The sequence below is a fragment of the Candidatus Zixiibacteriota bacterium genome, from assembly GCA_019038695.1.
Lineage (GTDB): Bacteria > Zixibacteria > MSB-5A5 > GN15 > FEB-12 > B120-G9.
The window spans coordinates 38,790-64,607 of the sequence record JAHOYZ010000028.1; the positions used below are offsets into that span (position 1 = coordinate 38,790).

The 25,818-nt window shown below is 50.6% G+C and carries 27 protein-coding genes; 4 read left to right on the forward strand and 23 right to left on the reverse strand.

Going from position 1 to position 25,818, the window contains the following annotated elements:
* Positions 1-201 precede the first annotated feature (201 nt).
* Positions 202-1,011, forward strand: a complete 810-nt coding sequence (locus KOO62_10215) for a hypothetical protein (protein ID MBU8934366.1) — start codon at positions 202-204, stop codon at positions 1,009-1,011.
* Positions 1,008-1,235 carry a helix-turn-helix domain-containing protein gene (locus tag KOO62_10220; protein MBU8934367.1) on the forward strand — a complete coding sequence of 76 codons (228 nt, stop codon included), beginning with the start codon at positions 1,008-1,010 and terminating at the stop codon, positions 1,233-1,235. Before KOO62_10215 ends, KOO62_10220 begins: the two co-directional genes overlap by 4 nt.
* 72 nt (positions 1,236-1,307) lie before the next feature.
* On the opposite strand, the gene KOO62_10225 is transcribed toward KOO62_10220, so the two are convergent.
* The 5 genes from KOO62_10225 to fumC all read right to left on the reverse strand — a co-directional run bounded on the left by KOO62_10225 (position 1,308) and on the right by fumC (position 8,759).
* Complete coding sequence (locus KOO62_10225; GenBank protein MBU8934368.1) at positions 1,308-3,527, reverse strand: hypothetical protein; 2,220 nt, start codon at positions 3,525-3,527, stop codon at positions 1,308-1,310.
* A 477-nt stretch (positions 3,528-4,004) separates the two neighbouring features.
* Positions 4,005-4,781, reverse strand: a complete 777-nt coding sequence (locus KOO62_10230; GenBank protein ID MBU8934369.1) for a class I SAM-dependent methyltransferase — start codon at positions 4,779-4,781, stop codon at positions 4,005-4,007.
* Positions 4,781-5,860, reverse strand: coding sequence for an LptF/LptG family permease (locus KOO62_10235; protein MBU8934370.1), 1,080 nt, complete (start codon positions 5,858-5,860; stop codon positions 4,781-4,783). Before KOO62_10235 ends, KOO62_10230 begins: the two co-directional genes overlap by 1 nt.
* Positions 5,847-7,196 (reverse strand): LptF/LptG family permease, encoded by a 1,350-nt coding sequence (locus KOO62_10240; protein MBU8934371.1) that lies wholly within the window; start codon positions 7,194-7,196, stop codon positions 5,847-5,849. The genes KOO62_10235 and KOO62_10240 overlap by 14 nt, the downstream gene beginning before the upstream one ends.
* Before the next feature lie 171 nt (positions 7,197-7,367).
* The gene (gene fumC, locus KOO62_10245; GenBank protein MBU8934372.1) at positions 7,368-8,759 is read right to left on the reverse strand and encodes a class II fumarate hydratase; all 1,392 of its coding nucleotides are present in this window, start codon (positions 8,757-8,759) and stop codon (positions 7,368-7,370) included.
* A gap of 167 nt (positions 8,760-8,926) precedes the next feature.
* Here fumC and KOO62_10250 point away from each other — a divergent pair, with 167 nt between their 5' ends.
* Together KOO62_10250 and KOO62_10255 are read left to right on the forward strand one after the other, a co-directional pair.
* The gene (locus KOO62_10250; GenBank protein ID MBU8934373.1) at positions 8,927-9,925 is read left to right on the forward strand and encodes a hypothetical protein; all 999 of its coding nucleotides are present in this window, start codon (positions 8,927-8,929) and stop codon (positions 9,923-9,925) included.
* Positions 9,926-9,962: 37 nt separating this feature from the next.
* Complete coding sequence (locus KOO62_10255) at positions 9,963-10,505, forward strand: DUF4410 domain-containing protein (GenBank protein MBU8934374.1); 543 nt, start codon at positions 9,963-9,965, stop codon at positions 10,503-10,505.
* A gap of 123 nt (positions 10,506-10,628) precedes the next feature.
* On the opposite strand, the gene KOO62_10260 is transcribed toward KOO62_10255, so the two are convergent.
* The 18 genes from KOO62_10260 to KOO62_10345 all read right to left on the reverse strand — a co-directional run bounded on the left by KOO62_10260 (position 10,629) and on the right by KOO62_10345 (position 25,486).
* The gene (locus KOO62_10260; GenBank protein ID MBU8934375.1) at positions 10,629-10,904 is read right to left on the reverse strand and encodes an RNA-binding protein; all 276 of its coding nucleotides are present in this window, start codon (positions 10,902-10,904) and stop codon (positions 10,629-10,631) included.
* Between the two features lie 94 nt (positions 10,905-10,998).
* Positions 10,999-12,582: a lysine--tRNA ligase gene (gene lysS, locus KOO62_10265; protein MBU8934376.1), complete on the reverse strand. Its 1,584-nt coding sequence runs from the start codon at positions 12,580-12,582 to the stop codon at positions 10,999-11,001.
* A gap of 55 nt (positions 12,583-12,637) precedes the next feature.
* On the reverse strand, positions 12,638-13,144 hold the full coding sequence (gene coaD, locus KOO62_10270) for a pantetheine-phosphate adenylyltransferase (GenBank protein ID MBU8934377.1): 507 nt from the start codon (positions 13,142-13,144) through the stop codon (positions 12,638-12,640).
* 79 nt (positions 13,145-13,223) lie between these two features.
* Positions 13,224-14,090 (reverse strand): hypothetical protein, encoded by an 867-nt coding sequence (locus tag KOO62_10275; GenBank protein MBU8934378.1) that lies wholly within the window; start codon positions 14,088-14,090, stop codon positions 13,224-13,226.
* Positions 14,090-14,458 (reverse strand): helix-hairpin-helix domain-containing protein, encoded by a 369-nt coding sequence (locus KOO62_10280; protein ID MBU8934379.1) that lies wholly within the window; start codon positions 14,456-14,458, stop codon positions 14,090-14,092. The genes KOO62_10275 and KOO62_10280 overlap by 1 nt, the downstream gene beginning before the upstream one ends.
* Positions 14,459-14,565: 107 nt before the next feature.
* Positions 14,566-15,114, reverse strand: coding sequence for an LPS export ABC transporter periplasmic protein LptC (gene lptC / locus KOO62_10285; GenBank protein ID MBU8934380.1), 549 nt, complete (start codon positions 15,112-15,114; stop codon positions 14,566-14,568).
* Between the two features lie 60 nt (positions 15,115-15,174).
* Positions 15,175-16,080, reverse strand: coding sequence for a hypothetical protein (locus tag KOO62_10290; protein MBU8934381.1), 906 nt, complete (start codon positions 16,078-16,080; stop codon positions 15,175-15,177).
* 2 nt (positions 16,081-16,082) lie between these two features.
* The gene (locus tag KOO62_10295; GenBank protein MBU8934382.1) at positions 16,083-17,048 is read right to left on the reverse strand and encodes a KpsF/GutQ family sugar-phosphate isomerase; all 966 of its coding nucleotides are present in this window, start codon (positions 17,046-17,048) and stop codon (positions 16,083-16,085) included.
* The gene (locus KOO62_10300) at positions 17,045-17,575 is read right to left on the reverse strand and encodes an HAD hydrolase family protein (protein ID MBU8934383.1); all 531 of its coding nucleotides are present in this window, start codon (positions 17,573-17,575) and stop codon (positions 17,045-17,047) included. The genes KOO62_10295 and KOO62_10300 overlap by 4 nt, the downstream gene beginning before the upstream one ends.
* On the reverse strand, positions 17,576-18,379 hold the full coding sequence (gene kdsA / locus KOO62_10305; GenBank protein ID MBU8934384.1) for a 3-deoxy-8-phosphooctulonate synthase: 804 nt from the start codon (positions 18,377-18,379) through the stop codon (positions 17,576-17,578).
* Between the two features lie 56 nt (positions 18,380-18,435).
* Entirely contained in the window at positions 18,436-20,076 is a 1,641-nt protein-coding gene (locus tag KOO62_10310; protein MBU8934385.1) for a hypothetical protein, read from the reverse strand.
* Positions 20,077-20,236: 160 nt separating this feature from the next.
* A complete protein-coding gene (locus KOO62_10315) occupies positions 20,237-21,592 on the reverse strand; it encodes a PFL family protein (GenBank protein ID MBU8934386.1) in 1,356 nt (451 codons plus the stop codon).
* 156 nt (positions 21,593-21,748) lie between these two features.
* Entirely contained in the window at positions 21,749-22,069 is a 321-nt protein-coding gene (locus KOO62_10320) for an ACT domain-containing protein (GenBank protein ID MBU8934387.1), read from the reverse strand.
* 447 nt (positions 22,070-22,516) lie between these two features.
* Positions 22,517-23,068, reverse strand: a complete 552-nt coding sequence (locus tag KOO62_10325) for a BMC domain-containing protein (protein MBU8934388.1) — start codon at positions 23,066-23,068, stop codon at positions 22,517-22,519.
* Between the two features lie 2 nt (positions 23,069-23,070).
* On the reverse strand, positions 23,071-24,390 hold the full coding sequence (locus KOO62_10330; protein ID MBU8934389.1) for an SLBB domain-containing protein: 1,320 nt from the start codon (positions 24,388-24,390) through the stop codon (positions 23,071-23,073).
* 22 nt (positions 24,391-24,412) lie between these two features.
* Positions 24,413-24,577: a hypothetical protein gene (locus tag KOO62_10335; protein MBU8934390.1), complete on the reverse strand. Its 165-nt coding sequence runs from the start codon at positions 24,575-24,577 to the stop codon at positions 24,413-24,415.
* A complete protein-coding gene (locus KOO62_10340) occupies positions 24,574-24,900 on the reverse strand; it encodes a EutN/CcmL family microcompartment protein (protein MBU8934391.1) in 327 nt (108 codons plus the stop codon). The genes KOO62_10335 and KOO62_10340 overlap by 4 nt, the downstream gene beginning before the upstream one ends.
* 4 nt (positions 24,901-24,904) lie before the next feature.
* Positions 24,905-25,486, reverse strand: a complete 582-nt coding sequence (locus tag KOO62_10345; GenBank protein ID MBU8934392.1) for a BMC domain-containing protein — start codon at positions 25,484-25,486, stop codon at positions 24,905-24,907.
* Positions 25,487-25,818 lie beyond the last annotated feature (332 nt).

The window sequence follows — 25,818 nt, forward strand, 5'->3', positions numbered from 1 at the left end:
AAATTTCCCTGGTCTTCCGGTTTAATTAGTCTTCCCTGATTGCCGAAGAGCGCGACATCAACTTTTCAAAATCCATCGCACCCAGCATCACCCCAATCCTGAAAAATCCAGACAAACATAAACAAACAATAATATCCTTGACATAACAGTATCAAATACCGATATTAGTCATAGAACCGAATAAAACAAGGATAGGTTGCTATGAGCGATACCAAAAACTCGATACTCGACTATTTCCCCACGCTCCACAACACCGAGGAATATTTCACCAGGATTACCAACGAGGATGGGGCGACAGGGCGGATACTCAAACAGTACCTCATGCTGATATTGTTTGCCTTTCTCTATGGCGCAGTCATGGGTGGCTACCACAGCGCTCTTCAGGCGGTCGTGGCGGGAGGGAAAGTGGCCGTGTTGTTTACACTCGCGCTGATAATATGTTTTCCCGCCCTCTTCATTATCCAGTTCATTCTCGGGTCGCGGCTGCGGCTGTTGCAGATGGTGTCGATCATCCTGTCAGGGTTTGTGCTCACCTCGGCCATCATGGTTTCGTTCTCGCCGATTGTGATCATCTTCCTGCTCACCGGCAGCAACTACTATTTCCTGCAACTGCTGCACATCCTGATTTTCGTTCTGTCGGGGGCGTTCGGGATGAAAACCGTTGTCGATGCTTTGAAATTCTCCTGCGAGAAAAAATCAGTCTACCCTCAGACTGGTGTGGTGGTGTTTCGTTTCTGGGTTGTTATTCTGGCTTTTGTGGCGATTCAACTGGCCTGGAACCTGCGACCGTTCCTGGGTGATCGCGGCCAGCCGTTTGCGTTGTTCCGCGCCTACGAAGGGAATTTTTACACAGCCCTGATCTACTCAGCCCGACAACTCCTCGACGACATTGATCAACCACCCCAAACCTACTCCCCTTCGAGCGGCATGTATCGTCTTGACGATGGCACCGCGGCCGATACAACGCTACAATCGTTCGAGCGTGATTATCTGGGAGGCGACACACTGTGAAGACGGACATCATGACTCTCGAAGAAGTAGCTCGTTACCTGAAAGTCAAGCCGCAGACGATATATACCTGGGCGCAGGAGAAACGGATCCCAGCCGCGAAATTGGGCAAAGAGTGGCGGTTCAAGAGATCGCTCATTGATGAATGGTATCTTCAGCACATAGACGGTAAATTTGAAGCCGTAATCCAGAGCTGCCAGCAGAAGCAGACTAATGATGAGGAATAGTTAGACTACTGCGAGAGACTCGATGGAACAGAGCCCGTCACGGGAGCCTTCCGACTTCATACGGATTAACTGCTAGTTAGAACGTAACGAGGTCTTCTGCACAAGTACAGATATGGACAGGCCGAGTGCAATATAGCCACAGATGACCTCTATCACGGCAAGAAGCTGCGCGGGCCAATAAGAAGCAAGTCGATAGGCGGTGCTGTCCATTGAGCAGAACTTAGTGCAACTGAATATCAGTGTATGCAAGAAATCCACCTGTCTGTGGTCAACCGTTACCCAACCGAAAAGGGCGTAAACGCACGCACACGCAAGAATCACGGCAGCACTCGCAAGCATTACCCACCAGATGTGTTCTCCATATCTGGTCAGGCCACCCCAAAACCTGAGAGTCCAGTTTCCCTGAGCGCTTAGTCCGACCTGTAGCTTTCGTATATCCGATAATCTGTCATCATTACCGTATTTTGTCATCTGGGTGATTAGCTTTCCGCAAACCTTCTTCTTCATTGCGTACGCCTCACCGTCGCTCACGGATATTTCATCGCACAGACGGAAAACCTCTTGCATTACGGAAGAATCTCCGAGCCAATCCAAGGGTCCTAGCCAATTCGGCTCATAGTGCTTGATCCTCGCAAGCAGGAGATCCTCCAAGCACTCGAGCACCTCCCGGTTCCCTCTATCTCGTGATATCCTCGCAAGAGCGTCAAGTGACTCCAGTTCGCCCTGCTTGTCTCCAGCTGATGAGAAACTCCTCGCGGCAAGATTGATACAGTTCCTTGCCGATTCGAAGTCATTCTTACTTTCAAAGCCCGCGCAGAGAGCGCTGTACGCTTTGGCAGCCTTATCATGGTGCCCGGTCTTCACCAAGTGCTCGGATTCTCTTTCGCAAAGCGCAGCAAGTCTGACATCTTTCATTTGGTCGTTTTTGACCGCATTGGACGCAACCGTAACAGCCTTACCCCAGTAAGTGCCAGCCTTCTCCGAAAGCTGCAATACGTCGCACAAGTAGGCTGCCATTTCAAGAGCCTTCAGCCTGTTTTCGGGGCGTGCCTTTTCGTCAAGTAGCTGCAAAGCTTGCTCAGTGTGCCTTAGGGCGAGGTTATGGTCAGGTATCTCCGCGGCGGCCTCTCCCGCCTTCAAGTACTCCAATGCGACGAGTTCATGGCTGGTTTGGAACTCCTGGCTCCCGGCACGCCTCAGATGCTCCTCCATCTTCTCTTCCCATGTTGGCGCATTTCGTCTCTCCTTGATTACGGCGATTACTTCGGGGGGCATCATAACGAGCTGGTCGTCGATGACCGGTGAATCGACAATTCCCGCGACAACGTCAACTGGGGCACCATACTCCCTTATTACTTCAACGCAATCCAGTGGACGTCTCTGATACCGCGCTTCCATTATTCTCGAGTAGCTTTCAAAGTGGGCCTTGAAATCGGAAGGTATACGATATGACAAGTAACAAAGAAGTAAACCTTCACGCTCTTGGCAAACCGGACCGTCCACGTAGAGGAACTTCCAATAGGTATCAAAGCTGATATCGGGAGTCTCTTTCCTGTTTTTCTCTACGGCTCGCTTATTGGTCACATCACCCGCATCTGCCAGCTGAAGTAATGCCTTGAGGAGTCTCATTCTAATACCCGAAGGAGTCCAGGAGGCTGCTACAGGCCAGTAACTCTTGTGAAGTCCGGCAATTGCCGCAACATAGTAGGCGCTATCTATTGATTTCAAAGCCTGAGACAGATCGGGGAACACTTTGGTCTTGCCTTCGTGTGCTTCCCTGATATACTTCTCTGAGAAGTTAGCATGTTCGTTATAGAGATACGCACATTGAGTCTTTTCCAACTTCTCGAAAACCGCTGATTCGAATTTGTCCGCCTCATAGTCGCGCATGTAGAAATAGCAATACATTCCAACATCGTGCAAGTAAACTGCCGAACACAAGACGAACAACTCAACAGCTGAAAGCCTTACCTTCAATCGGGCCTCAATCGGAGCAAGAAACACAAACATGCGCTTCGCATGCTCCCATCCGTTCTTGGCCATGAACTTTGGCTTGGGAGAGCCCTCAGTTATTTCCCTGATGTGTCCGTCCAACCTCTGGAGTTGGCCATACAGTCGGGCATCAAGTAGTTTCAGTCTGGTTTCCAAAGTCTCAAGCAACGGTAGTACCCCCGTGGAATCGATGTAGCCGGTAGGGCCACTGCTCGTACTGGTGTCCTCCGTGGAAAGGTCGTACGTGTCTCCGGCTGGAGCAGAGTACTGAGTCTGTAAAGCTGTTGAGCCTGAAGCCATCTTCACTCCCGCGGTCCGGATCACCAAGGTGCCCAGTCAAGCAACGCGTTCCGTCAGCGGTTAGAGAATTAAAAGGGGGAGGAATCCGACAGTGCAATCGGTCGTGTTTCCCTACGCCCTTGCTATCATTACCATTATACAAATAAAATCGGTTATTTGCAACCGAAACTTGACAATTGGCTCTCTGTTTGTTTATCGGACAGAAGCCTACTGTCAACATCGACCGTTCACCATGGCAAGTACTCAATGTGCCCCCGGCTTCATAAGCCATTGACATTCGGTTTGTTACGCTACTCCAACAACCCAACGAGATTTCTCCCTTTGGCCAGTCCCTTAGAATGAACCAAGTTAGCGATCTCACGCGAAAAAGCAACAACAAAATCCCCCCGAGACCAGAATCTTGAGACTCGGCCCGTCAGTTCGAAACCAACGAGTAATTGCACCAAGGCTCCCTTTTGCGGTTCCGCGAATCTCCCCCTACCCCTTCGCCTTGATCAGAAACATCAGAGGATACGGCGTCGGGCCGTCGGGTGGATAGTAGTAACCGTCTTTCTCGTTCCAGTCTTCCTCGCGGGCGTAGCACAACTTGTTGTATTCCTCGACTTGCTCTATCGTCAGGCCAGCTCTAATCAACGCATTGATCATGTCAGCTAATGTATGCGGATATTCGACGGAATCTTCTTCTATGGTATATTCGCGATCACAATAATCCTTCTCACCGGCATACCGTTGCGGCTCGGTATCAAAATACGACAACCCTTCTTCAAGCATAACATTACTCATCGGGTGGATATCGACAATGAGAAACGTCCCGCCCTTCAGAAGGTAGTGCGCCACAACTTCAGCCCAACGATCCAGATCGGAAATCCAGCAGTGTGTCCCGTAGGTTTGAATGATAATATCGAAACGGTCGTCGATTTTCCCGATCAGTTCGAGCACATCAGATCGCACAAATTCGGCTTTGAGATGGGCGTCATTTTTCAGTAGGTTGGCCAACTCAATCGAGCGGTCAGAGATATCTACGCCGGTGACAATCGCACCGCGTCGCGACCAGGCCAGACTGTCCTTTCCAAAATGACAGAACAGATGCAGCAGCTTTTTTCCAGTCACATCCCCCAGTGCTGATAGTTCTAACGATTTGAGAGGGCATTGACCCTGTAGGAACTCTTTGACCTTATAGCCCGGGTGATAGTAGTGAACATCAGCAATCTCGTTCCAGAGTTTGCGGTTCTGCTTGTGGCCGGAGTCGGGCACTATTTTCTGGCCTTGAGCATAGAGAATATTCCAATCAACAGGAAAAAACCATTCACCCCCCAGATTGCCAACTCGCGGGGTATTTTTTCGTTGTAACCAACCGACTGGAGAATGCGAAACATTATGAAATACGCCAGCGATATCAGCGCCCCGACCGACACCGAAACCGCAATCCCCCCGCGTCGAGGATTGGAAGCAAACGGAATGCACATAAGTACAACGATAAACGATGACAGCGGGTATGAATACTTGATACCCAGATCAACCGCCTCCCGCGCATATGGCCCACCGACCCTTTTCATCAAGTCAATGTACTGCTTGAGTTCTTCGATACCCATGTCTTCAGGTTTGCCGATCCGTTTGGCGAGGTCTTTCGGTTTATCCTGAATATCTTGGAGATATAAGATGTCAAACTCCTGGTATGTTTCCCCGATGGTTTCGGAGAAAATCCGCTCTGTGCCATTACGAGCAATCCATCGGTTTTCGCGATACATAACGGTGGGGGCTGTGATGATTCTGGCGAGGCGGTTGTTTTCGGTGATGTACACACTTAGGTCGCGCCCTTCCCGACGATCAGCATTGAACCGACTCATAGTATAGAAATACCCCGGACGAACCTGGCGATAAACATTTGAGACCTGGGCATCCGACGCTCGGGAACGTTTCTCAATGACATACTCCTTGATCTCCAGTCGTCGCATATTGGCCGGAGGATAGATGTACTCATTGTAGTAGAAATGCGCCCCCGACAACAACAGCGCGGCCACCGCATAAGGCGCCGCGATTCTATAGAGCGATAGCCCGGAGGACTTCATTGCCAGCATTTCGTTACGTCGAGCAATGATTGACACCGAGAAAAGGGTAGCGATAAGAATGAACATGGGTAGAAATGATTTGAGTACCCACCCGCCCCAGTAGGAATAGTATTCCACAATCGTGAGCAACGGCACATCGTGGTCTACGAAATCACGTAACTCTTCAATGATATTGATAATGATGATTGTCAGTCCGAACACAATCGTCACCACCAGAAGGGAAGCGAAAAAAGATTTCAACAGGTACAGGTCAATCTTTTTCATTATCGCTCCCGGTATCAGCCCGGTGGAAATACGAGAAAATCGGTTTTTCGGTAACAACCTTGTAGATGAGGAATAGGCCAATCCCACCAAGAAGGAAATTAGCGCTCCACATCGCCCAGAATGGCGGTACCAACCCACGGTCAGCCAGGTCCTCACCGCCAATCAAAAAAGCCCAGTAGAGAACAAAGAGGCCGATGGAAATAGCGATAGCCACCCCCATCCCACCTCTGCGGGAGATAACTGCCAACGGCGCACCGATAAGGATAAAGGCCAGCGATGCTGCCGGGATTGAGTATTTCTTGTAAATTTCAATTGTAAACTTGTTCACCAGCTTGGTTTGGGCTGCGATCTGCTGCCGACTGCGCTGGACCACCTTGTACTGGTTAGCTGCCTGCCTTTGTATTCGTTCAAATGCAGCAATATCATCGATAGTTGTATCAACGGGGGGAGCCAAACTGTCTGAGAAAAGAAAATCGAACCGTCGCCCAAGCTGATTGGTAATCTTTTCCTCGAAAGGTCCAATTGTCGCCAGCGCCCGATCCACAGTCGCCTGCATTTGATCAATGGGCATTTCCCGGTCGGTGCGGTAATCCTGAGCGGTCCGCTTCAACTCGGTTCCAGGTCCAGCGACGTTTAGAACATGCTTGTCGAATGCCATCCGTCGATAGTTGGCCGGCTCCTCGGTATCGAGCTTGTGGATCTCTCCATTGTGAAGGGTGAACTGCATATTCATGCCGTTGTCAGTGCTTTCGAGAAACCCATACTCCGCGACCACTATCTGGGGTTTGGTAGCGTTCCTGGTGTCAGTGATGCGTACACCCTCAACGCGGGAAGTCGTATGATTAACCTTATCAATCAGCACCAGATAGCCGGGAATGTCGGAGATAAACACACCGGACCGGAATACCAGAGTAGGCCGCATGGCAGCAATGTCCCCCCACAGCAACCGGGCACGTTTGTTAAGGTCAGGAAGAATGCGATCATTAAACTCAATCATACCCACCATCAAAACACACCCCACAACCATCAAAGGGGCTATGACCCGCATCAGGTGAATACCGGAAGATTTGATAGCCGTTATTTCGAAGTCCGATGTGAGGCGGCCAAAAGCAATAAGAACCGCCACCAGAACCGACATCGGTACCGAGAGGGCAAGCATCCAGGCCAGGTTGAAAAAGACCAGCTCCAATGCGACCCAGATCGACAGATCCTTGTCAATGACATGATCAATGATCTTCGGCACATAGTCGATCACCAATAGAAACGTGATTGCCATAAAGGCAAAAAGGAACGGAGCAATGTGCTCCCTCAATATGTAGCGAGTCAGTTTCTTCATAGGGTCACAGTAGCATTCTGTCGGCAATATATTGCTTATACATGCTACGGCAAGATAATATCAAGAAACAGCGGGGGAACTGTCATAGTGACTGCACATTGAGTGTTGCTTATGGAATTATACCCGGCAGACGTCACCGTCTGCCGGGTACATTAGCTATTCTGTTGCGGTCTACTTCTTCGGCCCGATCATCTTCTCTGGACGAACCTTCTCATCAAACTCTTCCGCCGTCAACAGCTTCAGTTTCATGGCCGCTTCCTTGAGCGTACTGCCGTCAGCATGAGCTGTCTTGGCGATCTTGGCCGCATTGTCATAACCCACATGTGGATTAAGGGCGGTGACCAGCATGAGAGAGTTGGTCAGGTTCTTCTTGATGTTCACTTCGTTGGGCTCAATCCCAACCGCGCAGTTCAGGTCAAACATATCACAGGCGTCGGCCAGCAGCCGAATCGACTGAAGCAGGTTGAAGATCATCACCGGCTTGAATACATTAAGCTCGAAATGACCCGTCGCGCCGCCGATATTTACGGCCACGTCGTTGCCCATAACCTGTGCGCAGACCATTGTCATAGCCTCACACTGGGTCGGGTTGACCTTACCCGGCATGATCGAAGACCCCGGTTCGTTGGCTGGCAGGACCAGTTCACCGATACCGCAACGTGGACCGGAAGCGAGAAAACGAATATCGTTGGCGATCTTCATCAAGGAACAGGCAAGAGTTTTCATAACGCCCGAGGCCTCGACGATAGCATCATGCGTCGCCAGCGCTTCAAACTTATTGGGCGCGGTGACAAACGGCTGGCCGCTTATTTTGGCTATCGCCGCCGCCGACTTCACAGCAAAATCAGGATGCGTATTGAGACCGGTGCCGACAGCCGTTCCGCCAAGAGCCAACGGGTAGAGACGCTTGAGACAGTCATTGATCCGGTCCAGACCAAGCGTAAGTGCCGCCGCATAGCCGGAGAACTCCTGCCCCAGTGTTAGCGGTGTGGCGTCCATCAGATGTGTACGACCAATCTTGATGATGTTATCGAAGTCGCTGGATTTTTTTTCCAGCGTGTCACGTAACTTAGTAACCATCGGGATCAGTCGCCGGTGGATTTCCTCGACAGCGGCGATGTGCATCGCGGTTGGAAAAGTATCGTTGGACGATTGAGCTTTGTTGACATCGTCGTTGGGGTGGACCGGCTTTTTTGAACCCATTTCGCCGCCGGCTAATTCGATAGCGCGGTTTGCTATCACTTCGTTGGAGTTCATATTGGTCTGAGTACCCGAACCGGTTTGCCAGACGACCAGCGGGAAATGTTCATCCAACTTGCCGTTGATGACTTCGTCGGCGGCCTTCACGATAAGATCACATTTCTCTTTGGGCAGAGTTCCCAATTCCGTGTTGACCTGTGCGGCGGCTTTCTTGAGAATACCCAGAGCGCGAATGAGTTCACGCGGCATTCTTTCGCCGCCGATGCGGAAATTCTGTATTGAGCGTGCGGTTTGACAGCCATAGTATTTGTCGGCCGGCACTTTCATCTCGCCCATTGTATCTGTTTCAATGCGGTAGTCCATGATTCCTCCGTGTGGCAGCTATTCGATTGCCGCCTGTCAATAACGACCCAATTTCTGTTGTGGGAATATACACATTATGCCGGACGGGGCAAGCCGGATCAAGGATGGGCTTGATTTGTCGGGCGCAATTCCATATACTTTTGCAAACATCTTGTGGGGAGGTATTCATGAAGCATTGTTTTTCGGGAACATTAAGTTTGTGCCTGTCGCTGTTATTGGTGATCGCACTGTTCTGCTCGGAAATTCAGGCGGTAACTGTTTACCAACTGGAGTTGACCGACGGAACGATTTTCGAAAGCATTTCATTCAAAATCGACGATGTCTATAAGGTTATTACTTTTAACGAGGATGGAAAGAAGCGCAATATTAGCTTCACCGAGATTGCCGGGATTTATAACGCTGATGGAAGCGACATTACCGAAATACTGCTGGGGCCCGGCTACGGAGCCGCCGCAAAGAGTCAAACTCGCCAAGAGACGCAGCCAATAGACTCGGGTGGTCAAACAGCCGTGGACCAGAAACAGTCAGGATGGGTATCCGAAACCTCAGAGAAATACAAGCAGGGCCAGAAAGCACTATATTCAGTGGCTTTCCGCCTGGGGGGCAACTACAGTATCCCCGCCACCGATTATTATGATGGAATCAAATCCGGTTTGGGTTATGGCTTTGACATCGTAGTCCCGGTAACCAGAAAAATCGCAATTCGAGGTACGATCTCAAAATCAGGGATGGAAGATGATCCCGACCAACTGCTCTCCGGTTCCGGGATGGTGCCCATTAGAGATAACCTGAGTCTGGATGTCTGGCGTTACTTCGTGTCTGCCGAATACTACAGCTGGCCCAGGTACGTCGAGGGCAGCAAGACGATGTATTACCTGTATTCCGGTTTAGGGGCTATCAGTCATTCGTTCTCCGGTAGCATTCTTGCCCTTGATATCAGCACGGATGAGATATGGGCCGTGACGTATGAGTCGCAGAGCAAGTTTGCCTTCACTTTGGGTGGCGGGCTGGTGACCATGTTCTCGAACTCTCTGGGACTTGATACCCGTGCTGCGGCGGATCTTGTTATCGTGGGGACTGACTCAAACGAGTACGGCATGTATGGCAGAACCCAGCAAGCACTTGTATTCGATCTTAAGGTTGGTCTAGTGGCCATGATTAGATGATCATTATCGGACAATTCACAACGTAAGGAGGACTGTTATGATAACATTTCATCGTATGTCGCTATTGGTTCTACTGGGGCTCCTGCTAGTATTCATGGGTTGCACCAAACCATACAAAATAACGCACGACCTGGAGGCTCCAATCCGGCCGCCATCCGCCTGCACAATCGGTGAAATCACCGATGGCCTTCCATTCGATACCAAGGATGAAGATAAACCAACCATCGAACACATCGACATGTTCCGAGGTTACCTTGAAGAAGAACTGTCGAAGAAGGAGATTTTTGGAACGGTTGGAGATCTCAGCGCCGATGCCCAATACCGGGTTGAAGGAACAATACTTGAGTTCAAAAAAGGTAGCGGATTTGTGCGCTTCATGATTGGCTTTGGATTGGGTAGTGCCATACTAACCGTGGAACTCCGTCTTATTGAGACCGAGAGCGGGATCACTCTGTTTGCCGGTAATTTCAAGCGGAAAATTTCAGATTGGGGGGAGTCAGGCGACAAGACCTTTGAGAACGTGGCCAAGGACTTTGCCAAAGAACTTAAGAAGCAGTTGAAGAAACTTAACAAAGGTTAATATCCTAATCTTGCAAAGCCATCCGTACAATAACAAGAGGCCGAAACCACAAAGGTTTCGGCCTCTTAAATTCTATCGTGAACACCGGACTATCCAATAATATGCCCGGAGCCAAACGGTCGACTAATAGCCACCACCTCCACCACGCGGACCACCCTCGCGCGAACGAGCCTGGTTGACATTGACCTCGCGACCGGCGATTTCAGTGCCGTTGATGCCATCGATTGCTGCCTGTGCGGCGCTATCGTCGGGCATTTCCACAAACGCAAAACCACGTGAGCGGCCGCTTGAACGATCAGTAATGATCTTGGCCGAGGACACTTCACCATGCTGCTCAAAAAGCTCACGAAGACCGTCTTCGGTCGCGTCGAACGAAAGATTGCCAACAAAGATATTCATCAGTATCTCCTAATACAAATATCGGTACTTCTTTTCCCTAACCCTGCTTAAGGCATCATAGATCACCCTCCCTTATGGATTCTGAATCTCTCGTCTATGAATTCTCAATCTTCTTCTTCTCAACAAGCTGTGCCAATATTTGTGAAACCGGCACTGTTCCGTCCTTTAAGTCTCTCATCTGCGGAAACAGGATGACATCGCGAATAGTATGCTGATTGGTCAACAGCATTACCATGCGGTCAATGCCAAATCCGAGTCCGCCTGTCGGTGGCATACCGTAGGTCAGGGCGGTGATGAAATCATCGTCAAGCGGCTGCGCCTCGTCATCACCAGCTTCGAGCGCTTTGCCCTGTTGCATGAATCGCTCCATCTGATCCACGGGGTCGTTAAGCTCACTGAAAGCGTTACCCATCTCCTGCCCGGCAATGAACAATTCAAACCGTTCAGTGAGGCGATCATCCTCCCGGTGTTTCTTCGCCAGGGGAGAGATTTCTACCGGATAGTCGGTGATAAAAGTCGGCTGGATCAGATTAGGCTCGACCTTCAGTTCCCACACAGCCTCGACACATTTTCCCCAGTTGATCAATTTTGTGTCGTCGGCCCCGAGCTTAACCGCCGCTGCTTTGGCATCTTCGTAGGACATCGTCATAAAATCAAGTTCGGTGGCTTCTTTGACCGAATCGATCATTGAGATCCACTTGAATTTCGGCTCGAAATCAATTTCGTGTTCGTCATAGGGTAGTTTGTATGCGCCGTGAAGTTCAAAAACAACGTGCCGAAAAAGATCCTCCAGCAACACGGCAATATCACGATAGTCAGCGTACGCCCAGTACACTTCCACCATCGAGAACTCAGGATTATGCGAACGGTCAAGTCCTTCGTTGCGAAAATCTTTGCAAAACTCCCACACTTTATCGAAGCCACCTACAATAAGGCGCTTGAGATAAAGCTCGTCGGCAATACGAAGATACATCTGCATATCGAGCTTCTCGTGGTGGGTGCGAAATGGTTTGGCGTTACCGCCGCCATAAATCGGCTGAAGAATAGGCGTCTCCACCTCAAGAAAATCCCGGCCATTGAGAAACTCACGGATAGTTGCAATGATCTTCGTACGTTTGACAAATGTTTCACGTACTTCGGCATTAACAATTAGATCCGCATAGCGACGACGGTAGCGCGTCTCGACATCCTTCAGACCAGCATGCTTATCCGGTAACGGATGAAGAGCTTTGCAGAGCAGTTCGAAATTGCTGACGCTGAGGGTCTTCTCACCCGTGCGAGTGACAAACAGCGTCCCCTCGCAACCAATGATATCCCCCAGGTCAATATCATTGAAAAGTCCAAAGGCATCTTCACCGACGTTATTGATTTTTACATATAACTGAAGACGGCCGGTGCTGTCATGGAGATCGGCAAAGAAGACTTTGCCCATCTTCCGCTTGAGCATGATGCGACCGGCCAGTTTAACAACTGTTTCCGATTCTGCTAATTGGTCAAACTGATCCAGAACTTCGCTGACCAGATGATCACGGTCATAACGGTAAGGATAGGGGTTGGTTCCACTTGAGCGCAGTTGCCGTGCCTTGTCGTAGCGATTACCAATTAACTCGGCCAGAGGGATTTGAATCTCCTCCTGAGTCGCTTCATCCTGCTTCTGTTTTCCCTGTTGCTTGGACAATATTGTTTTCCCTTAGTCGATTATTCAAAACCATTCGTTAACATATTCCGAGCTGTCATACGTCAGCTTGTTTCCGTTTGAAGGCTGTTCGCACAGGAGAAGGTACCAAACCGCCGATATCACCACCGTGCAAAGCAATATCGCGGACTATCGTCGATGACAAATAGACCCAGGATAGCGAAGGCATTAGAAAGACAGTTTCGATATCCCGCGCCAGCTTGCGGTTGATCAATGCCATCTGAAACTCTATCTCAAAATCCGATACCGCTCGCAACCCACGTACAATTGCCTGAGCCTTGTTCTGGGTGGCAAAATCAGCCAGCAATCCGTCGAATCCAACCACTGTCACCTGTCGCTTGAATGATTTCCGGCTAAGCGACTGCTCAATCAGTTTGATCCGTTCGTCAAAATCAAACAACGGGTTCTTATCATCGTTCTTGGCAACAGCCACGATCAATTCACCGAAAAGATGACACGCTCGTTCTATTAGAGAAAGATGTCCATTGGTTATGGGATCGAAGGTCCCTGGATAGACGGCACGGTTCTTTTTGTTCTTTGTGATCACACTGTAATTAACTCAATAGCCTACAATTAGCAAGCGTATCTCGTCAACTTATGTTGAGAGGGGAATTTTGGCAAGATCAATTATCCGAGGCTAATCCGAGAGCTACCAGATAGTTCTCCAGCGGTAGCTCAGCGGCTTTGTTCGGCTCGGCGAAGAACCCGGAATTGAAACGAGGTTTGGCTACGGGAACAGTGAAATATCGCCCCAGTTCGGTCATGACATCATCACCAAGCTGCTTTCCGGAAACCAGGAGCGCGGCCATTGGCAGTGTAATGCGATCCTTGAACAATGTTGCCAATTGGAAGTTGATAACCGTCTTGAGTTCTATAGCCAGCTTCTCTCGTCCCGCTCGGGAAGATAGGTCAAACTGTTTGGTATTCAAACGCGAGAGTCCAACGATAGACTGGTTGAGTACAAAACATATCGATGCCAGACCGTCGGCCTCATCCACCAGACAAATCAACTCGCCGCCATGAGGATGGCAGAACGTCAGATACCCGTACCCCAGACCAGCCGCCCGGGCCAGACCGGTTGGAACAGTGGACAATCCTGCGACGTGGGAGAAGGGATTGATGATGTCGTCCAATACTGTTTGAAGGCGAACCGCCAGAGCCAGTTGCCAGTTCTCCAGGCCGGTGTCAACAAAATCGAAAGAATAGTCGGATTCATCATCGAGTAGCGATTGCGCCATCTCAAAACGTGCTCGTGTATCGAGGTCTATTCCTCCGGCGGTTTCGAGGTGCAGCTTCTTGACAATCACCCGGTCATCAGGCACAGCCATAACCACGTCGCCATCCTTCAACAGGTGGTGGCCGTTCAAATGGCTCCGTTCGTAGCGTACCAGAGCCTGTACGCTGGGGCGACCCTGGCCGTGAACCACCCGCGCGACATGATAAACACCGTCATGGCAATCTACGCCGATTTTTGTCCGTTCGGGTGACACTATCTTGTTATCCGTAAGTATGGGCGTAGCTTCTCGAACGTCCGGGCACCAATGCCCTTGACGTTGGTAATGTCTATCTCATGGTTGAAACGATGACTCTGGCGATACTTAACAATACGATCAGCCAGCGCCGGGCCGATCCCCGGCAACAGTTCCAGAGAATCGGCTGGAGCAGTATTGGGATCAAGCACAAATACACCGGTGAATATCTGTTCGTTTTCACCCAGGAACACTTCAAACGGCGGGGAGTCTTTCTGGGGCGTGCCCACAGCTCTAACCAGAAGCCATCCGCCCAGGAGTACTACAGAACAGGTCATCACAGCCAGGAACTTCAACTGTGTAGATGAGAAATCAAAAAAACGATTCATGGATCCCGCCAATAATGTCTGTTTGGCAGAATATACAGGCCCGAGAAGCGAAACGCAACCGGAGGGGTACAGGGAATATTAAGTGTATTCGTGGTCCGAGATCTACCCTATGGCTTTTCGTAGGTGTCGGCTTCGCCGGAAACGCGGTGCAGTATTTTGTAGCTTTTGATGCGCTGGTCAGCTTCAAAACCCCAGCCACGGGCGATGGCGTCAGGTCGAATGATGCGTACAAAGGCATCAGTGTAGATACGGTCGGTTTTCGGATTCCAGTGCAATAGCTCGGTTTCCAGCTGCGTGGAATCGGCTGTGGCCACTACTACATGGCCATAAATGACAAACAGACCGGTCTGTTCGCGGATAAGGGCCGAATCGCCGGTAATTACGGAGTTCAACTGCCCCAGGGAGTCATAGCTTTGGATATCCAGGTTGTAGGCCATGGTTGAATCCTGGGCTTCGAACTGGGTGATTTTCTCAGCGACTATTTCAGTAGTCACGCGACCACCATCGTATAGGTTTATCCGCGCTCCACTGACCTCGGAATCAGGCCGCCCGGTAGTATCGACAGCACTCGTGTTGCCGTTTGACGGAGACTCATTGGAACATCCAATCAGTACTACAAGCAGCAATAATGTAACGGTCAAAAATCTATAAAACATCTGATCTCCATTTACCTTGTATGCATATCGGCGCCTAAAGACGATGTTTCCAGCAAAATGTCAAGCGGTTTTTTCCGGGCGGGTGTGCCAGCGGTTGTGCAGCCAGATCCATTGCGACCGGTATTGGTCAATTATGGCCTCCAATTCGGACACGCAGGCCTGAGTCACGGCACGGGCGTCTGCGGTCTTATCGCCTGTTGGAGATATACTTACGGCGGGGCGGATAATAATCTTGTAGCGGTTTTCATCGATTCGGACACAGGCCATAGGGACAAAAGCCGACCCGGCTCGAAGTCCCAGAAAAGCCTGACCGATAGGAGTGTAGGCTGGTCGTCCGAACCAGTTGATAAAATCACCACGGACTCGGTGGGAGTCAGTGTCTATCAGAACCCCGATACCGCCGTTGCCGGCCAGCCAGCGCAGGAGTGTGCGCGGCGACTCATTTGTTGAGAAATTCGCCAGACCAGATGCTTTTCGGTTGGCTACGAGTAATTGATCCAGACGCCGGTCATACATCTCGCGGCCAATCACGGCAATCGGATACCCCACCGCACCAAGATAAGCTGCCATCAACTCGAAATTGCCAATATGACCTGTGATACCCAGCATCCCTTTGCCCGCAGCAAAAGCAGCGTGATAATGTTCCAGCCCTTCCACCGTCACAAGCGATTTGAAATCATCGAAATGCTTCTGAAACCGGACTACATCCGTCAGATTCTTGCCACTGTTAATAAAAAACTCACGGCCAATCCGGGTACGGTCAGCTGTGGTCAGACGGTCGCCGTATACCATCGTGAGATGGCGGTTTATGCGGAACTGGTCACGGCCTGAAAGCTTCCAGACAATGAGGCCAATCCAGGCTCCCACCGCCTGTGATACGCGACGCGACACCAGATTCAGGATAGCTATCATTGCTATCGCCAGATAATAGATAGCGCCCCGCTTGAGCCTCTTGCCCAGCCGCATAGTCAGACCAGTTTTGACTTCAAAATATCGTGCAGGTGCAGAATGCCGACCAAATGATTCTGGTCGTCCACAGTCGGAAGCTGCGTGATGGCGTGCTTCTCCATCAGAGCCAGCGCGGAATCAAGAATAGCGTCGGCCGAGATTGATTTCGGATTCTTGATCATTACCTCGGCAGCCGTCAGATCATAGAAGTCATCCCCGCCTTCGGCTACACGGCGCAAGTCGCCATCGGTGAAAATCCCTGCCACGCACCCGGCCTTATCGATCATCGCCACACAGCCCAACCTCTTGCTGGTCATTTCCAGAATCATTTCTTTCATAGTTGTTTCCGGTTTTGCCAGTGGTAGTTCGTCGCCCTCATGATGCAGTTCTCTCACCCGTTTCAGAAGACGCATTCCCAGCGCCCCGCCCGGATGAAGCTGCGCGAAATCGTTGGGACCAAAATTACGAGCTTTCAGCAGAGCTACCGCAAGAGCATCGCCCATAACCAGTGCGGCCGTTGATGACGAAGTCGGTACCAGGATATTTGGGCAAGCTTCTTCGGCCACCGAACAATCAAGGACAATATTGGCCCGTCGCGACATCTCAGAATCAGGCGTCCCGGATAGAACAATAACGGGAGTCGACAAACGCTTAGCGGCAGCCACCACAAGCTCTGATTCCCCTAATCGTCCAGATTTGGAGATCAACATCAACACATCCTCTTTCCGGATTAACCCCATATCCCCATGGATCGCCTCTGCCGGATGCAGGAAAAATGAAGAGATACCGGTCGAATTGAAAGTAGCCGCGATCTTCTTGCCGATCAGACCCGACTTACCCATCCCCGAAACAATTACCCGTCCCCGACAATTCAGGATGGCATCAACGGCCAAATCAAATTGTCCATTGAGCTTGTCGGCCAAAGCTGCTACAGCTTCGGCTTCGATCCGGATTACTTCTGCCGCGTGTCGTGTTAGTTCACTCATACCAAAAAGTCTCTGGTATTCTTGCCAATCGCATCAAAATAGTCCTCAAGAACCTCGCGCACGGCTCCTTTACCCCCTGGAGCGGTGGTCACGTAGTCAACAACCTTTATCAGCTCAGACGATGAGTCAGCCACTGCTATAGAAAGACCGACTTTCTCAGCCAGGCTGATATCCAATATCTCATTCCCGACAAAGGCAATATGATCAAAGTCGAGCTTAAGTTCTTCCAGCAACGGCGTTATCTGCTTGACCTTGTCTTTTCTTGCCTGCAGGATATGCTTCACCCCCAGGTCTTTCATCCGCGTATCGGTAGCCGGTGAATACCGACCGGATACTACGGCGATCTCCAGTCCACTTCGCATTGCCAGGACAATAAACAAACCGTCGGAGATATTGAACTTCTTGAGCTCCAGACCACTGGGACCAAAGAAAATGCTGTCATCGGTCAACACACCATCCACGTCCAGCGCCAGCAACTTGATTTTGCCTATCCGTTCCCGGAATTCATCATGTGAGAGCTTGGCCATCTATTTCTCCTGCTGAGTTGCTTCGCGTACGTGCATCACGGTAGTCAGTAGTTCCCTCATCTTGTCCAGAGGCAACATCGCCCCGGCATCAGAGAGGGCTGACGACGGATCAGGATGCGTCTCAACAAAAAGTCCATCGATCCCGACCGCTACTGCCGCTTTGGCCATCGGAATTACATAATCCGGCTGGCCGGTCGAGACCTTACCGGCTCCGCTGGGTTTCTGAAGCGAATGGGTGGCGTCAAAAACGGTCAGACCATGTTGCTTCATAATTAGAAGTGACCGGAAATCGACAACCAGGTTGTGATATCCGAACGTCGTTCCGCGTTCAGTCAGCATCAGTTTGTCAGTGTTAGCCTTGGTAACAACATGGGCCATATCTTCGGGAGCCATAAACTGACCTTTCTTGATATTGACCCATTTGCCGGTGGCTGCAGCTCGTACAATGAGGTCCGTCTGGCGACACAGGAAAGCCGGAATTTGAAGAACATCAACAACCTCGGCCACTTGATCCACTTCAGTGGTCTCATGAACATCAGTCAGCACCGGCAGGCGGAGCCTGTCTTTTACAGTTTTAAGGATAGATAAACCTTGTTCGATTCCATGACCGGTGAAGGATGACCCTGAAGTCCGATTGGCCTTCTTAAAAGACGCCTTGAATATGTATGGAATGTCATGTTGGCGGGCCAACTCGGCCACGTGCTCGGCAATCTCCAGGACAAGAGCTTCCGATTCGATCACGCATGGTCCGGCGATTAGGAAAAAGTCACCGCTTGCGATTCTTGTGAGTGTTTTCTCAATCATCGTTGGGAATATACACTACCGACATCAAAAAGAAAGCCCAAACCGGCGAAGCCGGTTTAGTATAGATAGTGCGATAGTGAGACGGAGAAGCTGTACTTGCTCCCATCGGACTCATTTGCTCCAAACAAATCCTCGCTTGCGCTGTCATTCCACCCATATTTAACACTGGCGTACAAAGACGTTGGAATCGATAGACGGTAGGTTAGATTTGATGAAATGTCGAATTGATTGCTCTCCCCCGACCAATACTCAGTGATGTATATGCGGCTCCCCCGAGATACTCTGCGAAAATCCGACGATAGCTGGTCATGGTTGTGACGGTAGTTCAATCGCGTCGACAGCGTAGTGCGGGAGTTGACAATATATGACAGAATCCCCGAGAAAGAGACATCGTATCTATCGTTGTACTCTCGGTTGATCCTGGTAGTCGTATCCACGTCATTGGTGGGCCTTTCCTCGTAAGTAACCTCCGAGTGAAGATAGTAGTGACCAACGGCATTAAAATCAATCTGCCATTGACGCCGGAAAGGGACACTATACTCCAACATTGCAGTCAAGTAAGTGTCGTTTTCCAAGTGCTTCTGATATTCATAGCTATCCACATCTGAACTACTAATGTAGACGGTATCAATGACATTAGGGGTGTCTGGATGGTATTGAGTGCGAAGAGCTTCATTGTGCTCTGTTGACGATATGTGACGGGAATCGTGAATGTACCTTGTACCGATCCCAACTCGTATACGGCTTCCGAACCGCCGACCTGATCTGGGGAAGTAGTCCCAGACATCCTGCACCAGGAGATAGCCGTATGGCCCCATGTCGGGAGTGTATCCTTTGGCTTGCAAGAATGAAAGAATGGCATTGAGCGCCTCGATCCGATGCAGTCGCTTATCGACGGAGTGCTGAAGGCGGTACCGGTAAATGGTGTCACACAGAGTGAACATATGCTCGGTTGAAACCTGACCACTTAGAAGTCCTTCTTTCTGTAGTTCGTCCACCAAATACATAGCAGTGGAGGAATATCCTCCTTCGTACATGTGACCCCAGCCGGGAGTGGCTCTGATTTCAAATGCTACAGACCGTTCATCCACATCCAGATCTTCGGATCTGACTATTTCTAAGAGGTGACGAGAGCCGCCATAATTGTTTAGATCGTGGACGTCTTTTGTCTTCCTGTGATCATTGGGAATTTCGTTGTATTGATAGCGGAAATCGAATATGGAGGAAACAAAGAAATCGCCGGAGACATACTGCCCGACATCTGCATTAGCAGACAATTCACCCCAATAGGAACTAGCAGAATTGTCTGAGTGCCGACTATCGCTATCTAGAAACTGTGTGTAGGTTTGTGACGTCTTCGAGGAGGATCGGTTTCCGGACAGTGAGAGCCCAATATCTGTAGTAAGAAAGCGCTGTGGAGTTTCGTAGCGGTAATTCATCGACGAACCAATGTCAACCCCCCTTGAATCACTGTCATTGGTCCGATCCGACACCACCTGATACGGATTGGTTGCACTGTCTAAACTCGTGGCATCGCCACCCGACATCCCCACCGAGCCATCAACCTTCCACTGGAAATCGGTGAACTTCTCTGGTATGTAATCGCTTATCTTGAATGCTCCTGAGGCACCCCAGGCCGAGCCTGTCATCATGGAAACGATGATTAATGTCAGTAATGCGTACGGTATTTTGCTCACAATTGACCTCCCCAATCGTAGATCGTAATGCAGCTTGTAGTGTGCCCCCCAAAGCTGGTGGCACTGTTTCTACTCATACATCTGTAATGTGATTTTCTTTCACATCAAAGACGATTTTTTCAGCATGGATAAGAACCTTGGTAGTGGCAAGAATGCCTGCCTAGTTATTGATCCCCGTTGAAGGCGCCGGTATGCGTCCCCCGCGAGCAACGAAATGATGCGATGAAAATTTCGACACCGGCATTATCGGCGCCGTCCCAAGCAGACCGCCATAGTCAACCGACTGTCCAACTATCTTACCCGGCACGGGAATAATACGCACCGCCGTAGTTTTGTTATTCACAACACCAATAGCAGCTTCATCGGCAATGATGCCGGCGATTGACTCAGCTGGTGTATCTCCCGGCACCGCTACCATATCAAGCCCGACCGAACAAACTGCGGTCATAGCCTCAAGTTTCTCAATCGAAATAGCCCCCGCCTCGACGGCACGGATCATGCCGGCATCTTCACTCACCGGAATAAACGCACCCGATAAACCTCCGACGTACGATGATGCCATCAGTCCACCTTTCTTGACGGCGTCGTTGAGCATCATAAGAGCCGCCGTCGTGCCGTGACAACCGCATCGTTCGAGACCCATTGCTTCGAGTATGTCCGCGACGCTGTCCCCTTCGGCGGGAGTGGGAGCCAGTGACAGGTCAATGATTCCGAACGGTATGCCCAATTTCTCAGAAACCTTGCGACCAACCATCTCGCCCATACGGGTAACTTTGAAAGCGGTCCGCTTGATCACTTCCGCCAACGCCCCAAGATCACACTGCCCTGCTTTCTTTACCGCATGAAGAACCACTCCCGGTCCGGAGATACCGACATTGATCACCGTCTCCGGCTCGGTTACGCCGTGAAACGCTCCGGCAATAAACGGGTTGTCCTCGACCGCATTGGCGAACACGACCAGCTTACAACAACCGATTGCCTGGTCGGTTTTCTCCGCCGTCTGTTTAATGATGCGACCCATCAGGGCGATAGCATCCATATTAATCCCGGCATTGGTCGAGGCCACATTGACACTGGAACACACGCGTTGGGTGTTTGCTAAGGCATGGGGGATAGACTCTATCAAGTTACGATCTCCGACCGTCATACCTTTTTGCACAAGGGCGCTATAACCCGCCAGATAATCAATCCCGAGTTCTGCCGCGCATTGGTCGAGTGTTTCCGCAACTGATATCATAGTTGCGACATCGTGCCCGTCGGCGACGATTGCGATTGGCGTGACGGAGATCCGTTTATTTGCGACAGGAATACCGGACTCGCATGAGACAGTCTCAACCGTCTTGACATGGTGTTCGGCAGTCTTCAGTAGTTTCTCTCTGATATTGGCGACTAGTCGCTTGGGGTCACGACTGGCGCAGTCACGCAGGGAGATACCGAGTGTGACGGTTCTGATATCGAGGTGAGCCACCTCGGTCATGTGTATCGTTTCGGTTATTTCTTGCGGATCGTATGGCATATGTCGCTCACTTAGAGTCTCATGTTTTTCTGTGTCGTTCCCGTAGCTCGGTCAGTCCTGCGGAGGCAGGAATCCAGCAAGCTTCATCTCTTCTCTCCAATGTCGAAACTGAAGACAGTTTCGACCTACTCAGCATATTCCTCGCAGAGTGAGTCCCTATATCCTATGCATATACTGGAAGGTGTCTTCGTGCATCACGTACACCTTCATGCCCAATTGGGTCTCCGTCGCCTGAATACGATCTCGCAGGGCCGAGAAATCAATGGTACAATTCGTGATGTTGACCACCATAATCATCGAGAAAAACTCCTGCATCAGTGTCTGCGAGATATCCTCAATCGAACAACTCAACTCCGCTAATACAGCCGTAATTGCCGCCACCACCCCTGGGCGATCCTGGCCAAAGGACGCAATAATAATACGCGTCTTTTCGACTTTTTCGATCTGCTCATACAATCCCCCCTGCTGGCTCACCATCTCTTCTCCGGGAGGTAACGGCGGGGGGGGCGAAGCCCCTTTTTCCGCTTTTGGATTCAGGTCCAGATTAGAGTGCGGTCCCTCTGGGTCCGGGGTACGGGGTACTTCGCAGGTTGCCCCTGTGATCTCCGGGTTCGCCTGCTGTTTCTGCATCGCATCGACAACAGAATCAACCACCCGTCGCAACGCTTTAGCATCGAGTTGTTGCCCTACTCTTCCAGCGACAATCTCGGCGATCTTGCCGATTTCAAAATCAGATAATGACATCGTATATTGGACCTTCTATATATAATATCTCGTTTTCGTCACCAATCTGTTTCTGCAGGAGCGCAGGGCTCCTGCCCTACCAAGAACAGGCAATGCCTGCTGGATTCCTGCTTTCGCAGGAATGACAGAGCCTCGCGATAACAGGCGTCACCAGGTTTCTCATAAACCAGGCGATACCGGCTACAATATATCTCGCAGCAACTCCGGTCGCGGCGATGGTATTACCACCGTGTTGACCAGCATTCCTTCCCGCGAGACAACTTCCGTCCCAGCGGCAACAGCCGATTCCACCGCGCCCACTTCACCAGTCAACGTCACAAACGCTTTTCCACCCAACGCCATCGCCAGCCGTATTTCAATCAAACGCACCTCGGCTGCTTTCACCGCCGCGTCCGCTCCTTCAATCAACGTCGCCACCGAGAACGATTCGATTATGCCGAGCGCGTCGAGTTCATCGACTTGTGTGGAACCTGACAAAGCGGGGAAAACATCCGGGTGGACATTGGGAATAATAAAGGTCTCAATGACACTCTCGGCGCCATACTCTTCCCCGGCAGCAATCGAGTTCTTTATTGCCTGAACGTCACCGGCTATGAGATTGATATATTTACCGGAACAGATCGTGCGGCTTATCACCAACTCAACGCTGGCCGCCTTGACCATCGCATCCGCCGAGCCGATTCCTTTGGCAATCGAGCTGTATTCGATTAATCCTATCGCATTGTATTCCATCATCAGGCCTCTATTGTAATCGCTTCGTTCACATCAACAACCCGCCCGTTAATCGATGCGTGGATATTTGCTCCCACAGACGAGTCTGCTATTTGAGCAATCAATTGCCCTACAGTGACATTGTCACCCGGTCCTACTGTGGGTACTGAAGACGTACCCAGATGTTGTTTTAGTGGAATAATAACTCGCTCGGGGTGAACCGTATCATCGGTCCAGACAGCGGGTGTGTCATATTGGGCCAAGCCCAGCTTGCGTGTTAATTTCTTCGTTAGCACTTTGCGATGGGCTTGCATCGGATGGGCCGCGAGCGGCCTATTGGGTGGCGTGTATTCTATGTTCTTCAAACCTATGTTTGTCTTGGACCGAACACAGGCTTGCCTGGGGTCCAGTTCTTCCGGACAGGCATACAGCGAACAAAGATTACACTCGGAACAATTGACCGCGAACTTGCCCCAGTAATCCTCTTTTTCTCCGGCAAATCCAAGTGATCGCATCACTTTGTGCGGCTGTATATCGTACCCAAGTAAATAGCGAGGACAATACTCGGTGCAGTAGCTACACTGATCGCACGCCGACTGGCCGATCCGCTTGATTTCCGAAATCGCAAGCGATCTTTTCCTAATGAGGTAGTGATCTACGGGTAATACAATGTACCCCCCACTAAGCTTAGTTACCGGATTTTCAAAAGAGGGCACTCGTGCCCCCATCATTGCGCCGCCGTCGAGAACGGCAATCTCGCCCGATATGGACGGCCCGCCAGCAAGAGCGATAACATCACTGATTGATGTCCCGATAGGCACTTTCAGTGTGACTGGATTATTAACCGCTCCCGCCACGGTGATGAATTTCTCAGTCACCGGCACGCCGATACTGGCCAATGCTACGTTGAGCAACGTCTCGACATTGGACACGACACATCCGATATCGACCGGGTAACCACCGTACGGAATAAGTCGCCCGGTTGCTTCATAGACCAGAACGTATTCGTCACCGGCCGGATAGTGGTCGCCCATTTCAAAAATCTCAATACCGGTGCCACCAAATATCCGACGGAACTGACCGATTTGATCTTGCGCTTTTGCTTTGATCCCCAGGATACGTCGTGAAGCGCCTACGGTGTCGGCCGCGAGTTTCATTCCTTTGTGGACTTCATCGGGAAATTGGCGCATCAATTCTTTGTCTTTATACAGCAGTGGTTCGCATTCTGCGCCATTGGCGAGTAGAACCTCTACCTGGGTATTGTACTTCAGGTGAGTAGGAAAGCCTGCCCCACCGGCCCCGACTACTCCAGCGTCACGAACTTGTTCTACAAGGGAAGGCATAGTATCAGTTGAACCTCATGACCTATAGTTCCTCAACCAGATCAGTGGCATCGCCGAAACCGAGTTGGTTGGCTCGTTCGTGCTCCCGAAGCCACCACACTATTCCCACTATCGCCGTCACACCCAACAGGAGCCCGACGATGTGGTACCAGCGCAGATACCGCATGGCAAGTTTGATAATGCTCATTGTAAAGCCTTCTTGAATGTTACCCGTTCCGGGTCAAGATCGCCGTTGTAGTACTCCGGTTTGATATCGTATTCATCAATGATCCCTATCACAGCCGCCTCAATCGACATATCTTCGTTGCCGACTGCCACTCTGGCCGCCCGGCCATAAGCCACCATGACCAATTCACCTTCACCCGCACCGAGAACATCAGCGGCCACAATAGTGTCGGTGTTGGGCGCTTTGTTAAGATTATACGGCTGAATGATGAGGAACTTCGCACCGGTGGTGTTGTCTGTCTTTTGAGTCGCCCATAGTGAGCCGACCACTCTTCCAATAAACATATCTCTATTCCAAATCCAAAAGGTTTGATATCGCTTCTATCAGTTTCGATTTCTTGGCTTGAGAGATTTCCCGCCCTTTGAGACTCAACCCCTCTAAAGTACGAGCATACCGTCGAAGCTCAGCGACGGTCATACTCTTCAACATCTGAGGTGTAACTTTACTCCCCGGAACATCACCTCTCGCACTGGAATCAGGTAATTTCCTTTTTCTTGAAGGACGGCCGCCACTCTGTTTAGTACCGCCTTCAGCGGCTCCCGACTCGGGATCAAGCGACGGACGGTGATCATCGGTATGATACTTTGACACAAAGCGGCGCGCAGGTAGAATTGCATCAAGACCATCGTCCGCGTTGGCAATTATCGTGACTGCCACAATTTCACCGACACGCTCCGCTGCCGCCGTCGATGCTTCGCATGCCGCCTGCACTGCTCCCAACTCACCCTCAATCCTGAGAGTGAGAAATGAAGCATCGGTTAACTCTACCGATGACACCACTATTCCGGCCGCCTTAGCGGCTGCATCGGTAGCCTCGATAGCGGCTATAAGCCCATGTGTCTCAATCAGACCCAGTGCATTTCGTGGCATAGTATGAAATAATACCGCATCGGATGGAAAAAGTAAATTGATTATCTATCTGATTGCGGGAAAAACACACTTGCCACTCACATTGTCGAGAAGATATCCACAATTGTGCATAATGCCACCTCGTGGTGATGCCACCTCGTGGATAAAAAACGGTCACCCGTGCTCCCCTCAAGCACGGGTGACAAACCGCCAAAGAGAAAAAACATTGTCCGTCTTTGAGACGGCGCTCAGGGAGTAAAATACAATTATAGTACGAGCAATCTGTGTGCCGTAGCCAGGGGCAGCGCCATTGAATTGCTATAACCGAGTGTTATATAAGAAGATAACAATGC

Coding starts and splice junctions, on each gene's coding strand:
- KOO62_10215 (MBU8934366.1), top strand. CDS start 202: ATGAGCGATACCAAAAACTCGATACTCGACTATTTCCCCACGCTCCAC.
- KOO62_10225 (MBU8934368.1), bottom strand. CDS start 3,527: ATGGCTTCAGGCTCAACAGCTTTACAGACTCAGTACTCTGCTCCAGCC.
- KOO62_10235 (MBU8934370.1), bottom strand. CDS start 5,860: ATGAAAAAGATTGACCTGTACCTGTTGAAATCTTTTTTCGCTTCCCTT.
- KOO62_10240 (MBU8934371.1), bottom strand. CDS start 7,196: ATGAAGAAACTGACTCGCTACATATTGAGGGAGCACATTGCTCCGTTC.
- fumC (MBU8934372.1), bottom strand. CDS start 8,759: ATGGACTACCGCATTGAAACAGATACAATGGGCGAGATGAAAGTGCCG.
- KOO62_10250 (MBU8934373.1), top strand. CDS start 8,927: ATGAAGCATTGTTTTTCGGGAACATTAAGTTTGTGCCTGTCGCTGTTA.
- KOO62_10255 (MBU8934374.1), top strand. CDS start 9,963: ATGATAACATTTCATCGTATGTCGCTATTGGTTCTACTGGGGCTCCTG.
- KOO62_10260 (MBU8934375.1), bottom strand. CDS start 10,904: ATGAATATCTTTGTTGGCAATCTTTCGTTCGACGCGACCGAAGACGGT.
- KOO62_10280 (MBU8934379.1), bottom strand. CDS start 14,458: ATGAATCGTTTTTTTGATTTCTCATCTACACAGTTGAAGTTCCTGGCT.
- lptC (MBU8934380.1), bottom strand. CDS start 15,114: ATGTTTTATAGATTTTTGACCGTTACATTATTGCTGCTTGTAGTACTG.
- KOO62_10290 (MBU8934381.1), bottom strand. CDS start 16,080: ATGCGGCTGGGCAAGAGGCTCAAGCGGGGCGCTATCTATTATCTGGCG.
- KOO62_10295 (MBU8934382.1), bottom strand. CDS start 17,048: ATGAGTGAACTAACACGACACGCGGCAGAAGTAATCCGGATCGAAGCC.
- KOO62_10300 (MBU8934383.1), bottom strand. CDS start 17,575: ATGGCCAAGCTCTCACATGATGAATTCCGGGAACGGATAGGCAAAATC.
- kdsA (MBU8934384.1), bottom strand. CDS start 18,379: ATGATTGAGAAAACACTCACAAGAATCGCAAGCGGTGACTTTTTCCTA.
- KOO62_10315 (MBU8934386.1), bottom strand. CDS start 21,592: ATGCCATACGATCCGCAAGAAATAACCGAAACGATACACATGACCGAG.
- KOO62_10320 (MBU8934387.1), bottom strand. CDS start 22,069: ATGGTGAGCCAGCAGGGGGGATTGTATGAGCAGATCGAAAAAGTCGAA.
- KOO62_10325 (MBU8934388.1), bottom strand. CDS start 23,068: ATGGAATACAATGCGATAGGATTAATCGAATACAGCTCGATTGCCAAA.
- KOO62_10330 (MBU8934389.1), bottom strand. CDS start 24,390: ATGCCTTCCCTTGTAGAACAAGTTCGTGACGCTGGAGTAGTCGGGGCC.
- KOO62_10335 (MBU8934390.1), bottom strand. CDS start 24,577: ATGAGCATTATCAAACTTGCCATGCGGTATCTGCGCTGGTACCACATC.
- KOO62_10340 (MBU8934391.1), bottom strand. CDS start 24,900: ATGTTTATTGGAAGAGTGGTCGGCTCACTATGGGCGACTCAAAAGACA.
- KOO62_10345 (MBU8934392.1), bottom strand. CDS start 25,486: ATGCCACGAAATGCACTGGGTCTGATTGAGACACATGGGCTTATAGCC.